Annotated in this window: 15 protein-coding genes; 14 read left to right on the forward strand and 1 reads right to left on the reverse strand. The window is 61.4% G+C overall.

Translation table 11 applies throughout. The features are described 5' to 3' along the window. Positions 1 to 6: 6 nt before the first annotated feature. From rpsE to rplQ, 13 genes are all read left to right on the forward strand, one after another. Positions 7 to 651, forward strand: a complete 645-nt coding sequence (gene rpsE / locus ACKFRT_RS10100; protein ID WP_408925183.1) for a 30S ribosomal protein S5 — start codon at positions 7 to 9, stop codon at positions 649 to 651. A gap of 3 nt (positions 652 to 654) precedes the next feature. Continuing rightward, positions 655 to 840, forward strand: coding sequence for a 50S ribosomal protein L30 (gene rpmD / locus ACKFRT_RS10105; RefSeq protein WP_296212686.1), 186 nt, complete (start codon positions 655 to 657; stop codon positions 838 to 840). 2 nt (positions 841 to 842) lie between these two features. Beyond that, positions 843 to 1,292 (forward strand): 50S ribosomal protein L15, encoded by a 450-nt coding sequence (rplO, locus tag ACKFRT_RS10110; protein ID WP_296212689.1) that lies wholly within the window; start codon positions 843 to 845, stop codon positions 1,290 to 1,292. 336 nt (positions 1,293 to 1,628) lie between these two features. Further along, positions 1,629 to 2,963: a preprotein translocase subunit SecY gene (gene secY / locus ACKFRT_RS10115; protein WP_408925184.1), complete on the forward strand. Its 1,335-nt coding sequence runs from the start codon at positions 1,629 to 1,631 to the stop codon at positions 2,961 to 2,963. After that, positions 2,960 to 3,505, forward strand: a complete 546-nt coding sequence (locus ACKFRT_RS10120; RefSeq protein ID WP_296212695.1) for an adenylate kinase — start codon at positions 2,960 to 2,962, stop codon at positions 3,503 to 3,505. Before secY ends, ACKFRT_RS10120 begins: the two co-directional genes overlap by 4 nt. Positions 3,506 to 3,639: 134 nt before the next feature. Further along, a complete protein-coding gene (map, locus tag ACKFRT_RS10125) occupies positions 3,640 to 4,434 on the forward strand; it encodes a type I methionyl aminopeptidase (RefSeq protein ID WP_408925185.1) in 795 nt (264 codons plus the stop codon). Between the two features lie 196 nt (positions 4,435 to 4,630). Then, positions 4,631 to 5,824, forward strand: coding sequence for a dicarboxylate/amino acid:cation symporter (locus ACKFRT_RS10130; RefSeq protein ID WP_408925186.1), 1,194 nt, complete (start codon positions 4,631 to 4,633; stop codon positions 5,822 to 5,824). Between the two features lie 306 nt (positions 5,825 to 6,130). Continuing rightward, positions 6,131 to 6,352 carry a translation initiation factor IF-1 gene (gene infA, locus ACKFRT_RS10135; RefSeq protein WP_005519800.1) on the forward strand — a complete coding sequence of 74 codons (222 nt, stop codon included), beginning with the start codon at positions 6,131 to 6,133 and terminating at the stop codon, positions 6,350 to 6,352. Positions 6,353 to 6,596: 244 nt separating this feature from the next. Continuing rightward, entirely contained in the window at positions 6,597 to 6,965 is a 369-nt protein-coding gene (rpsM, locus tag ACKFRT_RS10140) for a 30S ribosomal protein S13 (RefSeq protein WP_296212713.1), read from the forward strand. Positions 6,966 to 6,968: 3 nt separating this feature from the next. Continuing rightward, positions 6,969 to 7,373, forward strand: a complete 405-nt coding sequence (gene rpsK / locus ACKFRT_RS10145) for a 30S ribosomal protein S11 (RefSeq protein WP_293819608.1) — start codon at positions 6,969 to 6,971, stop codon at positions 7,371 to 7,373. A gap of 26 nt (positions 7,374 to 7,399) precedes the next feature. Next, positions 7,400 to 8,005: a 30S ribosomal protein S4 gene (rpsD, locus tag ACKFRT_RS10150; protein ID WP_296212717.1), complete on the forward strand. Its 606-nt coding sequence runs from the start codon at positions 7,400 to 7,402 to the stop codon at positions 8,003 to 8,005. A gap of 143 nt (positions 8,006 to 8,148) precedes the next feature. Next, positions 8,149 to 9,162, forward strand: a complete 1,014-nt coding sequence (locus tag ACKFRT_RS10155; RefSeq protein ID WP_296212721.1) for a DNA-directed RNA polymerase subunit alpha — start codon at positions 8,149 to 8,151, stop codon at positions 9,160 to 9,162. A 56-nt stretch (positions 9,163 to 9,218) separates the two neighbouring features. Continuing rightward, a complete protein-coding gene (gene rplQ / locus ACKFRT_RS10160) occupies positions 9,219 to 9,800 on the forward strand; it encodes a 50S ribosomal protein L17 (protein WP_408925187.1) in 582 nt (193 codons plus the stop codon). 170 nt (positions 9,801 to 9,970) lie between these two features. Here the strand turns inward: rplQ and ACKFRT_RS10165 are convergent, their stop codons facing one another. Continuing rightward, a complete protein-coding gene (locus ACKFRT_RS10165) occupies positions 9,971 to 10,585 on the reverse strand; it encodes a cation transporter (RefSeq protein ID WP_408925188.1) in 615 nt (204 codons plus the stop codon). 77 nt (positions 10,586 to 10,662) lie between these two features. On the opposite strand from ACKFRT_RS10165, the gene truA reads away from it, so the two are divergent. Beyond that, positions 10,663 to 11,622 carry a tRNA pseudouridine(38-40) synthase TruA gene (truA, locus tag ACKFRT_RS10170; RefSeq protein WP_408925189.1) on the forward strand — a complete coding sequence of 320 codons (960 nt, stop codon included), beginning with the start codon at positions 10,663 to 10,665 and terminating at the stop codon, positions 11,620 to 11,622. The last annotated feature ends 1,250 nt before the right edge of the window (positions 11,623 to 12,872 follow it).

Raw genomic sequence — 12,872 nt, forward strand, 5'->3', positions numbered from 1 at the left:
CGCGTGATGTCGGGACGTGAACGTAACGGCGGACGCTCCGCCGAGAACAACGACAAGAACGAGCGCAACGGCCGCAACGATCGCAACAACGATCGCGGCGGACGCAACGATCGTCGCAACCAGCAGGATGAGCGCAGCCAGTTCATCGAGCGCGTGGTTACCATCAACCGCGTCTCGAAGGTTGTTAAGGGCGGTCGTCGCTTCAGCTTCACCGCGCTGGTAATCGTCGGCGACGGCCAGGGCATGGTCGGCGTTGGCTACGGCAAGGCTAAGGAAGTTCCTGCCGCCATCCAGAAGGGCGCAGAAGAGGCTCGCAAGAACTTCTTCCGCGTACCGATGATCAATGGCACCATCACCCACCCGGTTCAGGGTGAGGACGCTGCAGGCATCGTCATGATGAAGCCTGCTGCTCCTGGTACCGGTGTGATCGCCGGTGGCGCTGTCCGCCCGGTGCTGGAGTGCGCCGGCGTGCAGGACATCCTGTCGAAGTCCCTGGGCTCCGACAACGCCATCAACATTGTCCACGCAACCGTCGCTGGCCTGAAGCAGCTGGTACGTCCAGAAGAGGTTGCCGCACGCCGTGGCAAGGCTCTGGACGAGGTTGCTCCGGCCGCTATGCTGCGCGCACGTGCAGCAGGACAGGGGGCATAAACAATGGCTTTGAAGATTACCCAGACCAAGGGCTTGGTCGGAACCAAGCCGAAGCAGCGCGATTCCATGCGCTCTCTCGGCCTGAAGCGCATTGGCCAGTCGGTTGTCCGTGAGGATACCCCGATCGTTCGTGGCCAGATCAACGTTGTGCGCCACATGGTCGAGGTCGAAGAAGTGGCAGGAGAGTAAACATGAGCGATCCAATTAAGCTCCACGACCTCCGCCCCGCTCCGGGCGCCAAGAAGTCTAAGACCCGCGTGGGTCGTGGTGAGGCGTCTAAGGGTAAGACCGCAGGTCGTGGTACCAAGGGCACCAAGGCTCGTAAGCAGGTTTCGGCAGCATTCGAGGGTGGCCAGATGCCACTGCACATGCGCCTGCCTAAGCTGAAGGGCTTCAAGAACCCCGCCAAGATCACTTACCAGGTGGTCAACGTGGCTGACCTGGAGAAGGCATTCTCCAACGGTGGCGACGTTACCGTTGCAGACATCGTCGCAGCTGGTCTGGCTCGCAAGAACCAGCCGGTGAAGATTCTGGGCAACGGCGAGATCAGCGTGAAGCTGAACGTCACCGCTAACAAGTTCTCGGGCTCTGCAAAGCAGAAGATCGAGGCTGCCGGTGGCACCGTCACCGAGGCTAAGTAACGCTGATTAAGTTTTAGTGGGGCTTAGCCCTCGCCGATCGCCCTGCCAGTGCTGTGTTGCGCTGGCAGGGCGATTTCTTTGTTTATTGACGCCCCAATTCCAGGCTGCTTCACAACCCGGTTTTCTTGCACGGAATTGTGGTTAGGTAACGGCGCACCCCGGGGCTCTTGAAAGATCTCTCGATAGTAGTGGTACAGTGTCGTAAGCATTTGCCCTGTCTGCTAACCTGTACAGGTTGCAATTAGTATCGCCTCTTTTGCGGGCGTATCTTGAAGTGCAGGTGCGCTAGCCACATAGATCCCGCACGAAGGTAAGAAACTACACAGGAGGCAAAGTTTGTCCGCCCTCTCCTCGGCGTTCAAGAACGTGGATCTTCGCAAGAAGATCTTGTTCACGCTTGCGATGATCATCCTCTATCGCATTGGCGCCCAGATCCCCACCCCAGGCGTGGATTACGGCTCGATTCAAGCGCAGATCAAGGGCCTGACCGATAACTCGGCCATGTACTCCCTGATCAATCTGTTCTCAGGTGGTGCGCTGCTGAAGCTTTCTGTCTTCGCCGTCGGCATTATGCCGTACATCACCGCGTCTATTATCGTTCAGCTGCTGACAGTGGTGATCCCCAAGTTCGAGCAGCTGAAGAAAGAAGGCCAGTCCGGCCAGGCGAAGATGACGGAATACACCCGTTACCTGACTGTGGCGCTCGCGCTGCTGCAGTCCGCAGGCATCGTGGCGCTGGCGGATCGTCGCCAGCTTTTGGGCCAGGGCGTGCAGGTTCTCAAGGACGGCACTGGCGTGTTCGGCCTAGTCGTCATGGTGCTTGTCATGACCTCCGGTGCCGTGCTGCTGATGTGGATGGGTGAACTCATCACCGACCGCGGTATCGGTAACGGCATGTCCCTACTGATTTTCGCGGGTATCGCTACCTCGCTGCCCGCACAGGGTGCTTCCATTTTCTCGGGCTCCGGCGGCTTCGTATTCGCCGGTGTCATCGTCGGCGTGCTGATCCTGGTTGTCGGTGTGGTCTTCATCGAGCAGGGCCAGCGCCGCATCCCCGTCCAGTACGCAAAGCGCATGATTGGCCGCCGCCAGTACGGCGAGACCTCCACCTACCTGCCGCTGAAGGTCAACCAGGCTGGCGTTATCCCCGTGATCTTCGCCTCCTCGCTGCTGACCGTCCCTATTCTGATCACCCAGATCATCCAGTCGGGCAACTCGCAGGGCGCAGGCCAGGATAACTGGTGGAACCGCAACGTTATGACGGTGCTGACCGACCCGGCGGCCTGGCAGTACATTCTGCTGTATGTTGCGCTGATTATCTTCTTCTCCTTCTTCTACGTCTCCGTGCAGTACGATCCCTACGATCAGGCGGATAACATGAAGAAGTACGGTGGCTTCATCCCGGGCATTCGCCCGGGCCGCCCGACCGCGGAGTACCTTGGATACGTGATGAACCGTCTGCTGATCGTCGGTTCCATCTACCTGGCTGTCATCGCCGCCCTGCCGAACATTCTGATCAACATGGGTGTGCAGACGGCTCAGGCCGGCGGCCAGGGCCAGATGCCGTTCGGTGGTACTGCCATCCTGATTCTGGTGTCCGTGGCCCTGACCACGATCAAGCAACTCGAATCGCAAGTTATGCAGTCTAACTACGAAGGATTCCTCAAATGAGACTAGTTCTGCTCGGCCCTCCCGGCGCTGGCAAGGGCACCCAAGCATCCCTACTGTCCGACTCGCTGAAGATCCCGCACATCTCCACCGGCGATCTGTTCCGAGCCAACATTTCCCAGGGCACCGACCTGGGCAAGCAGGCGCAGGAGTACATGGATGCCGGCAAGCTGGTCCCGACCTCCGTTACCGCAGACATGGTGCGCGACCGTCTGAACCAGGACGATGCCGCTAACGGCTTTTTGCTGGACGGCTTCCCGCGCACCATCGAGCAGGCAGAGCTGCTGGAAAAGATGCTGCAGGAAGACGGCCACTCCCTCGACGCAGTTATTAACTACGTCGTCTCCGAGGACGTTGTCGTCGATCGTATGCTGGCGCGCGGCCGCAACGATGACAACGAGGAAACGATCCGCACCCGTCTGGAGGTCTACCGCAACGAGACCGCCCCGCTGATCGACCACTACAAGGACGTTCTGCTGAACATCGACGCAGAGGGCACCGTGGAGGACATCTCCACCACCACGCTGAACGCGCTGGATAAGTAACTACTCCGCGCGATACTGCTCATCCCGCCAGCCGGCCCCACACGGTCCGACCTGGCGGGATTTGTGGTTGTTCGTCCCCGCGAAGGGGCGTCATTAAAACCCCAAAAACAACAACGAACAGGACAAACGAAACGATGGGCTTTCGGCGTAGGAATAAGAAGATCGCGGCAAAGACTGCCGAGCAGCTAGACAAAATGCAGGCCGCGGGTGAGATCGTTGGGCTGGCGTTGCAAGAGGTCAAAAAAGCCGCGGCGCCGGGCAAAACCACGCTGGACCTCGACCGCGTGGCCGAACAAGTGATCCGCGACCACGGTGCCACTCCGACGTTCAAGGGCTACGGCGGCTTCCCGGGTTCCATCTGCGCGAGCCCGAACGACATGATCGTCCACGGCATCCCATCTGCAGATGTGGTGCTGCAGGAGGGCGACCTGATTTCCGTGGACTGCGGTGCGACGCTGAACGGTTGGGTCGGCGATTCCGCGTGGACTTTCGGTATAGGCGAAATTGCCGAGGAACACAACCGCCTGAACCGCGCGACCGAATGGGTTCTGCACGAGGGGCTGAAGGCAATGGTGCCGGGCAACCGTCTGACTGATGTTTCCTGGGCGCTGGAGCAGGCCACCGATGCAGCCGAGAAAAAGTTTGACGTGGAGCTGTGGATCGTAGACGGTTACGGCGGCCACGGCATTGGTCGCACTATGCACGAAGACCCGTACCTGGCTAACGAAGGTCGCGGCGGGCGTGGACCGGTAATCCAGGAAGGTTCCGTGCTGGCGATCGAGCCCATGCTGGCGCTGGGTACCGCCGATTCTCACGTGCTCGACGACGAATGGTCCGTCTTGACCGATGACGGAAGCTTCGCCTCGCACTGGGAGCACACCGTCGCCGCGACTATCGACGGGCCGCGCATCCTCACGCCGCGTACGTAACCCTTCTTTAGAGGCTCCCTCTGCCCGCCACACCCGCACCGGCGCAGACTCACGGGTTGGGGGCAGGAGCCAGGGGAGTAGGGGAGTAGGGGTTAGTGGGCGGCGCGCGATTATTGGGGTGGAAAGTATTCAGAGTAGGCTAATCATTAATCGTTTCTTGAGGACCTACAAGCTTGTATAAAGGGAAAGCGCCAGCATGAACCTATCCCGAGTTTTTAATTCGCTGCTATTCAAGATCATCGTCGCGATCATCTTGGGCGTAGTGTGCAGCCTCTTCTTCCCGGATTGGGCGGGGCGCGTATTCGCAACCCTCAACGGGCTGTTCAGCAACTTCCTGGGATTCTTTGTCCCGGTACTGATCTTTTCTCTCATCGCACCGGCTATTGCCAGCCTGGGTCGCGGGGCAGGAAAATGGCTGGGCGTGACTGCGGGCATCGCATACGTGTCTACCGTCATTTCCGGTCTTATTGCCTACGGTGTGGCGGAGGGCACGTACCCGTCGTTGCTGGGGAACGAGTCGATGATCGAAGCCGAAGACATCGATGCAGGGGCGCTGGAGCCATTCTTCTCCGTCGAGATGGACCCGCCGCTGGGTGTGATGTCCGCGCTGCTGCTGGCCTTTACCGTGGGAATCGCGATGGCTTCCATGCGCACGGAGATTCTGTATAAGGGCGCAGAGGAACTGCGCGAGGTAAGCATGCGGGTGATCGAGAAGTTCATCATCCCACTACTGCCGTACTACATTTTCGGTGTGTTCTTGACTATGGGCATGAACGGCAACCTCAAGGTCACGATCGTACAGTTTTCGAAGGTGCTGATCCTTGCCGTAATTATGACGTGGCTGATCCTGGCACTCCAGTACCTGCTGGCCGGCGCGTTTGCGGGGCGCAACCCGATAACTGCGCTAAAGAACATGCTGCCCGCGTACTTCACAGCGCTAGGCACCTCTTCTTCTGCCGCGACTATTCCGGTGACGCTGGAGTGCACCCGTAAGAACGGTGTGTCCCAGTCCGTGGCAGACTTCGTGGTGCCGCTGTGTGCGACGGTGCACCTTTCTGGCTCCATGCAGAAGATCGCCCTGTTCGCATTCTCCATTGTGTACATGACCGGTATCGACATGACACCGGGTATGGCCCTGGGCTTCATCTTCCTGTTGGGCGTGATGATGATCGCCGCCCCGGGCGTGCCGGGTGGCGCCATTATGGCGGCCGTCGGCTTGTTGCAGTCTCAGCTGGGCTTCGACGACGGCCAGGTGGCGCTGATGATCGCCGCCTACATCGCCATCGACTCCTTCGGTACTGCATGTAACGTCACCGGTGATGGCGCGATTGCGCTGACTGTGAACCGTCTGGCTAACGGACAGCTGCGCCGCGAAGTGCAGCACGCCTAGCCCTGGCCCGCGAGGAACAAGCGAGGAACAACCGCCGACGGCTCGACGGCTTGACGGCTAACGTCGGCCCCGCTCTCGCCGCCCCCACGCTCGCGCCGCCCCCACGCTCGCACCGCCCTTCCTTGGAGGGGAGGCGCGAGCGTTTTTGCATCTGTGCAGGTCGCGTGTATTGTAAGCAGTTGGTGCAAGAGGTTTTCGCATCGGCTGGCCCACAAGAAAGCTGGCGTGAGCGAGATCCCTAGACTGTGCCAAATGTAGCAAAACATCACCCATTCCAGCTGCTGAGCTGGGGAAACGTTGGAGGATATGGCAAAGAAGGAAGGCGCCATCGAGGTTGAGGGTCGCATTGTCGAGCCCCTGCCGAACGCGATGTTCCGTGTCGAGTTGGACAACGGCCACAAGGTATTGGCTCACATCTCCGGCAAGATGCGCCAGCACTACATCCGTATCCTCCCCGAGGACCGCGTCGTGGTGGAGCTGTCTCCCTACGACCTGACCCGTGGGCGCATCGTTTACCGCTACAAGTAAACCGTTAAGCCTCCACACATCCAATCTGGGCAGAACCGCTGAGGTGGGCCCTGCCTAGTCACTACCTCTGGCCGCGGCGGCCGGAGCCCTCCTTCCAACACCCCAATTGTTGGGGTGTTGGTTTCGCACGTTGAAGGCACCTGGTGTCCGAACAGTCTCTTCCGTGACTGTTGGCGAGATACTCGAAGGATCAACAGGGACGAGTGTGGAGAAAACCGTCGCTAAACCGGAAGGAAACTGCCCTATGGCACGCCTTGCTGGTGTTGACCTGCCACGCGAAAAGCGCATGGAGGTCGCACTGACCTACATCTTCGGAATTGGCCCCGCCCGTTCCAAGGAGCTGCTGGAAAAGACCGGCATCTCCCCTGACCTTCGCTCCAAGGATCTGACCGACGAGCAGCTGTCCGCTCTGCGTGACGTTATCGAGAACACCTGGAAGGTGGAGGGTGACCTCCGCCGCGAAGTCCAGGCCGATATTCGCCGCAAGATTGAGATTGGTTCCTACCAGGGTCTGCGCCACCGCCGTGGCCTGCCGGTCCGCGGTCAGCGCACCAAGACCAATGCTCGTACCCGTAAGGGCCCCAAGAAGACGATCGCAGGAAAGAAGAAGTAACCTATGCCTCCGAAGACTCGTTCCGGCGCGCGCCGTTCCGGCCGTCGCGTCGTAAAGAAGAATGTGGCCAACGGCCACGCATACATCAAGTCCACCTTCAACAACACCATCGTGTCCATCACGGACCCGAAGGGCGCTGTGATTTCCTGGGCTTCCTCGGGCCACGTCGGCTTCAAGGGCTCCCGTAAGTCCACCCCCTTCGCCGCTCAGATGGCTGCCGAGTCCGCTGCCCGTAAGGCAATGGATCACGGCATGAAGAAGGTTGACGTTTTCGTGAAGGGTCCGGGCTCCGGCCGCGAGACCGCTATCCGTTCCCTGTCCACCGCGGGCCTCGAGGTTGGCACCATTGCCGACGTCACCCCGCAGCCGCACAACGGTTGCCGCCCGCCGAAGCGTCGTCGCGTCTAAAGAGAAGAAAGGATTAGGGATAGAAAATGGCTCGTTATACCGGCCCCGTAACCCGTAAGTCCCGTCGCCTCCGCGTCGACCTCGTCGGCGGCGACAACTCCTTCGAGCGTCGCCCCTACCCTCCGGGGCAGGCTGGCCGTGCTCGCATCAAGGAGTCCGAGTACCTCCTGCAGCTGCAGGAGAAGCAGAAGGCGAAGTACACCTACGGCGTTCTGGAAAAGCAGTTCCGTCGCTACTACGCAGAGGCCAACCGTCGCCCGGGTAAGACCGGTGACAACTTGGTCATCCTGCTGGAGTCTCGCCTGGACAACGTTGTCTACCGCGCAGGTCTGGCACGCACCCGCCGCCAGGCTCGCCAGCTGGTCTCTCACGGTCACTTCACCGTGAACGGCAAGAAGGTCAACGTTCCTTCCTACAAGGTCTCCCAGTACGACATCATCGACGTGCGTGAGAAGTCCCGCGCGATGCTGTGGTTCGAAGAGGCTCAGGAAGCCCTGGTCGATACGATCGTTCCTGCTTGGCTGCAGGTCGTACCGTCCACTCTGCGCATCCTCGTGCACCAGCTGCCCGAGCGCGCTCAGATCGACATTCCGCTGCAGGAACAGCTGATCGTCGAGCTCTACTCGAAGTAAACCTGACGTACCTATTCGTTAGACTTACTTCGGATAGAACACCCAACGCGGTTTCTACCGTCCGCACCGTCCACCAAACCTGGTGGCGGTTGTCCCCGTAACGGCGTCATATAGCGGTCGCCGAAAAAGGAGAAGCTTTAACAATGCTCATTTCACAGCGCCCCGCGCTCACGGAAGAGTTCATCGACGATTCCCGCTCCCGGTTCATTATCGAACCGCTGGAGCCGGGCTTTGGCTACACGCTGGGTAACTCCCTGCGCCGAACCCTGCTGTCGTCCATCCCGGGCGCGGCAGTGACCTCCCTGCGCATCGAGGGTGTGCTCCACGAGTTCACCACCATCCCGGGCGTGAAGGAAGATGTTTCCGACATCATCCTGAACATCAAGTCCCTGGTTCTGTCCAGCGACTCCGACGAGCCCGTCTCGATGTACATCCGCAAGGAAGGCCCGGGCGAGGTAACCGGTGCCGACGTGGAGGTTCCGGCTGGCGTGGAGGTCCACAACCAGGATCTGCACATCGCCACCCTGAACGAGCAGGGCAAGCTGGAAATCGAGATGGTTGTCGAGCGTGGCCGCGGCTACGTTCCGGCTGCCGCAGCTTCTTCTGAGATCGGACGTATCCCGGTCGACCAGATCTACTCCCCGGTGCTGAAGGTCAGCTACAAGGTTGAGGCTACCCGTGTGGAACAGCGCACGGACTTCGACAAGCTGATCCTGGACGTGGAGACGAAGAACTCCATCACTGCCCGCGATGCCATGGCTTCCGCTGGTAAGACCCTGGTGGAGCTGTTTGGTCTGGCTCAGGAGCTGAACAACGAAGCAGAGGGCATCGAGATCGGCCCGTCGCCACAGGAAAGCGAGCACATCGCTGCCTACAGCATGCCGATCGAGGACCTGAACTTCTCCGTCCGCTCCTACAACTGCCTGAAGCGTGAAGAGATTCACACCGTTGGCGAGCTGGCTGCACGCACGGAGTCCGACCTGCTGGACATCCGCAACTTCGGCCAGAAGTCCATCAACGAGGTCAAGGTCAAGCTGGCTGGCTTGGGTCTGGGCCTGAAGGACGCGCCGGAGGGCTTCGATATCAACGATATTGAAGGCTACGACGCAGAGACCGGCGAGTTCATCGACACCGAGGGCGAGGACATCGCGGAATAACCCGGTGGTTTAACCGCACGCGCTCACTGATTTAAAGATCCACACGAGGAGAACTAATGCCTACCCCAAAGAAGGGCGCCCGCCTGGGCGGTTCTGCTTCCCACCAGAAGAAGATCCTGTCCAACCTCGCTGCTCAGCTGCTTGAGCACGGCGCCATCAAGACCACGGACGCAAAGGCGAAGCTGCTGCGCCCCTACGTCGAAAAGATCATCACCAAGGCCAAGCGCGGCACCCTGGCGGATCGCCGCAATGTGCTGAAGCTCATCCCGAACAAGGAAGTTGTTGCTTACCTGTTCAACGAGCTGGCCCCGAAGTTCGAAGGCCGTCCGGGTGGCTACACCCGCATCATCAAGCTGGAGAACCGCAAGGGCGACAACGCTCCGATCTCCCAGATTTCCCTGGTGACGGAGCAGCTGGCCTCCACCGAGGCAGAGCGCGCTAACCGCGTTGCTGCTTCTAAGGCGAAGAAGGCTGAGGCCGAGGCTGCAGAGGCCAAGGCCGAGGAGACCAAGGCTGAGGAGGCACCGGAGGTTGAGGCTGACACCGCAACCGACAAGGCCGCCGAGGCTGAGGCCGCTGAGGCACAGTCCGCCGAGGCTGCCGACGCTGACGAGGCTGAGGCCGCTGAGGACAAGTAAGTCCGGCGCCTTCGCCAAGCTCTGAGGCGGGCCACCGTTACCCAATCGGGTAGCGCGTGGCCCGCTTTTTCTGGTTCTTGTCTTTTACTATTGACGCCCCCGCGGTCCCCACCTGTCCCCAATGTCGCCTATGGCTCAGAAGTCTGGCTGAGCACCGCCCGGCGAGTCGGCTAGTCCATCTCCAGCTCCGGTTCCTCCGCACGAGCCTGCTCGAAGACCTCCTTCGCCGCCGATAGGTTAATTAGGCCGATAATCACGCCGACCACGATGTCCGGCCAGGCGCTGGCCCAGAACAGCATCACCACGCCGGCACCGAGGATGAGCAGATTCGCGGCGGCATCGTTGCGCGCCGCCAGCCACGCCCCCTGAACCAGGGCGCTATTCGCGCCGCGCAGTCGCAGCAACAGCGCAGCGCACACCAGGTTGATTATCAGTGCGCCGATGGCCGTCACGCTTAGAGTCGTTGGCTCCGGTGGCGTACCCGTCACGATCTTCCACGCGGCCGTGCCGAAGGCGGCGAAAGCCGGAATCAGGATCAACCCCGCCAGGCCGTAGCTGGCCTTCCGCCGGCTGGCCACCGACCACCCCAGGGCGGTGAGCACGAGCACGTTGATGAGGGTGTCTTCGAGGAAGTCTGCGGCGTCCGCAAAAAGGGCGGCCGAGCCGATGACCAGCGCAATCGTCACCTCAATGACAAAACCCAGACCGTTAAGAGCAGCTACCCAGGTAACTAAACGGCGGGCGCGCGAGTCCAGGGTGGATGCGGAGAATTCGTTATCGCTCACACAGACTAGACTAAGGCGCGCGTACAGGAACCACCAACCATAAAGCATCGACGACGAGCGTAGAAAGGCGGCCGATCATGCCCGAAAACCTGCAGGCCGGGATGCTAGACCAGGCACCCGGCGAGCTCGTCCGCGTGCGCCTGGAGGTTGCCTACGACGGCACGGCCTTCCACGGCTGGGCCACTCAGTCTGGCGGACTGCGCACCGTCGCGGGGGTGCTGCAGGACAAACTGTCGCTGGTCACCCGCCACCCGATTGAGCTGGTCGTCGCAGGCCGTACTGATGCGGGTGTGCACGCCAGCGGCCAGGTCTGTCATGCAGATATTCCGCTGGAGGCGTTCGGACAGCGCTCGCTGACACGGCCGGAGGATCTGGTGCGACGTCTGTCGCGCATGTTGCCTGCCGACGTACGGTTGCATGGGGCGACAGTTGCTCCGCAGGGGTTCGACGCCCGCTTCTCCGCGCTGCGCCGACACTACGTCTATCGCGTGACGACCCACCCGGCTGGCCCCGTTCCAGTGCGTGCGCGGGATACGGCAGCGTGGCGCCAGCCGATTGATCTAGCTAAGACTCAGGCGGCCTCCGATGCCCTGCTGGGGTTGAACGACTTCGCTGCGTTTTGCAAAGCCCGCGAGGGGGCGACAACTGTCCGCGAGCTGCAGGAGTTCCGCTGGGTGGATGTCTCCACGGAAGCAGAGCCCCAAACCTATGAAGCCCACGTGACCGCCGATGCGTTTTGCTGGTCGATGGTGCGCTCGCTGGTGGGGGCGGCGTTGACGGTCGGGTCGGGTAAGCGGCCGGAGGACTTCACCCCTGGGTTGTTGAAAGAAAAGAAGCGCAGCTCTGCGGTGCCAGTCGCGCCCGCAGAGGGGCTGAACCTGGTGCGGGTGGATTACCCAGCCGACGAAGAGCTAGCGGAACGGGCACTGACAACCCGCGCTAAGCGTTCGCCGGTGGGCCTGGGCAAGGAGTCGTCCACGGAGGGAGCGGAAGCTGCGGAGCCGGGGGAGCCCACAGCACCTGGCACCGAGCCGTGAGGGAAACGGTGCTTGTGGGAGCGGGGTTGCGCTCGGTGGGATTTAACGGTCTTGGGGCGCTGGGTTAATCCCGGGGTGGTATTCGTAGCCGTAGCTGGGGGCGCGGGCGCGGGAGCGGTCGCAGTCGCCGTCGCAGTCGCCGGTGCAGCCGTGACGGCGAAGAAGTTGAAGTACTCCCGGTGTTTACCGTGTGTGAGGACTGTTCCCGTGCCCACGGGCGGCACCGCAATGCAGACATCCACCGTAGGGTGGCCTAGCAATTGCAGTCGTTTGCACCCCTGGCTCAGTACAGCCTCTGCGGCGGCGAAGCCAGTGCCAACCTGAGCGGTCGGGCGATGTGCGCTGTGGTGGGTGCCGTGCTGTGTGCTCCGCGCAGCCGGCGGAATTTCCACCAGCAGTACCTGAGTCTTCGCGGCACTGTTGCCCGCAGCGTCTGCCCCGTCCACACCGTCTGTCCCGTCCGCAGCCGCCGTTGCGTCTTCCGTGGCGTTTCCACCACCGCCGAACCTCTGCACTTCGTAGATTTCTGCCGGCCAGTTCATCGATCCCTCCACCGCGCGCAACTGGGGCGCCGTGCCGAACACCGCAAACGTCGCCCCAGGGATGGGGTGCACCTGCATGGGTTCGCCCGCATCGGTCAGCCCGACGAACCACCCCGGCGCCGCCGGAACCGTCAGCTGCTCTGCCAACGCGGTCACCTGGGCACCTGCCGGCGGTGCCGCGGCCGGTAGTGCCCACACCCCGCACCCGCTGGCAGCGAAAGGCATCCGCGCTGCCGCGTGCTCTGGCACGCCCACCAGCGTGGCATGGGAGCTCCCCAGCCAGCCGCGCCCGAAAGGTGTGGTGGGGACGGTTGTGGTGGAGATAGTGGCGTCTAGAAGACTAAGCCCCAAACCGCCGGCCAACCGGTCGCTAGAGATCTGCCGAGACGTCGGCTGGCCCCACAGTCTGTCGTGCACACACAGTAGGCGAAACCAGCGCGTTCCCTGGTCTGTAGTGGCTCGGCTGCGGGCAAAGGCGAACCAACCTGCCGCGATGCACGCAACGGCTACCACCCCGCAAAGAACCCACGCCCACCAGGCAGTATGCTGTGCCTCGGCAGAATCGGCGGCAGAAAGAGCCACAGAACCCATTATTCCCATCCCCCAAAGTAGAAAATCCCCCGTATGCAAGGTTCCCCTCGCGCCAGCAATTCAATCATGGAATACTTAAGCGCGCTAGCGGGGGCTAGCCACAACAAACACAACGAG

The sequence above is a fragment of the Corynebacterium jamesii genome, from assembly GCF_046097395.1.
GTDB lineage: Bacteria > Actinomycetota > Actinomycetes > Mycobacteriales > Mycobacteriaceae > Corynebacterium.

What these genes read in the sequence shown, in the direction of transcription:
- ACKFRT_RS10120 (WP_296212695.1), top strand. Translation starts at nt 2,960, where the DNA reads ATGAGACTAGTTCTGCTCGGCCCTCCCGGCGCTGGCAAGGGCACCCAA.
- rpsM (WP_296212713.1), top strand. Translation starts at nt 6,597, where the DNA reads ATGGCACGCCTTGCTGGTGTTGACCTGCCACGCGAAAAGCGCATGGAG.
- infA (WP_005519800.1), top strand. Translation starts at nt 6,131, where the DNA reads ATGGCAAAGAAGGAAGGCGCCATCGAGGTTGAGGGTCGCATTGTCGAG.
- rpsK (WP_293819608.1), top strand. Translation starts at nt 6,969, where the DNA reads ATGCCTCCGAAGACTCGTTCCGGCGCGCGCCGTTCCGGCCGTCGCGTC.
- map (WP_408925185.1), top strand. Translation starts at nt 3,640, where the DNA reads ATGGGCTTTCGGCGTAGGAATAAGAAGATCGCGGCAAAGACTGCCGAG.
- rpmD (WP_296212686.1), top strand. Translation starts at nt 655, where the DNA reads ATGGCTTTGAAGATTACCCAGACCAAGGGCTTGGTCGGAACCAAGCCG.
- ACKFRT_RS10155 (WP_296212721.1), top strand. Translation starts at nt 8,149, where the DNA reads ATGCTCATTTCACAGCGCCCCGCGCTCACGGAAGAGTTCATCGACGAT.
- truA (WP_408925189.1), top strand. Translation starts at nt 10,663, where the DNA reads ATGCCCGAAAACCTGCAGGCCGGGATGCTAGACCAGGCACCCGGCGAG.
- rplO (WP_296212689.1), top strand. Translation starts at nt 843, where the DNA reads ATGAGCGATCCAATTAAGCTCCACGACCTCCGCCCCGCTCCGGGCGCC.
- ACKFRT_RS10130 (WP_408925186.1), top strand. Translation starts at nt 4,631, where the DNA reads ATGAACCTATCCCGAGTTTTTAATTCGCTGCTATTCAAGATCATCGTC.
- rpsD (WP_296212717.1), top strand. Translation starts at nt 7,400, where the DNA reads ATGGCTCGTTATACCGGCCCCGTAACCCGTAAGTCCCGTCGCCTCCGC.
- rpsE (WP_408925183.1), top strand. Translation starts at nt 7, where the DNA reads ATGTCGGGACGTGAACGTAACGGCGGACGCTCCGCCGAGAACAACGAC.
- rplQ (WP_408925187.1), top strand. Translation starts at nt 9,219, where the DNA reads ATGCCTACCCCAAAGAAGGGCGCCCGCCTGGGCGGTTCTGCTTCCCAC.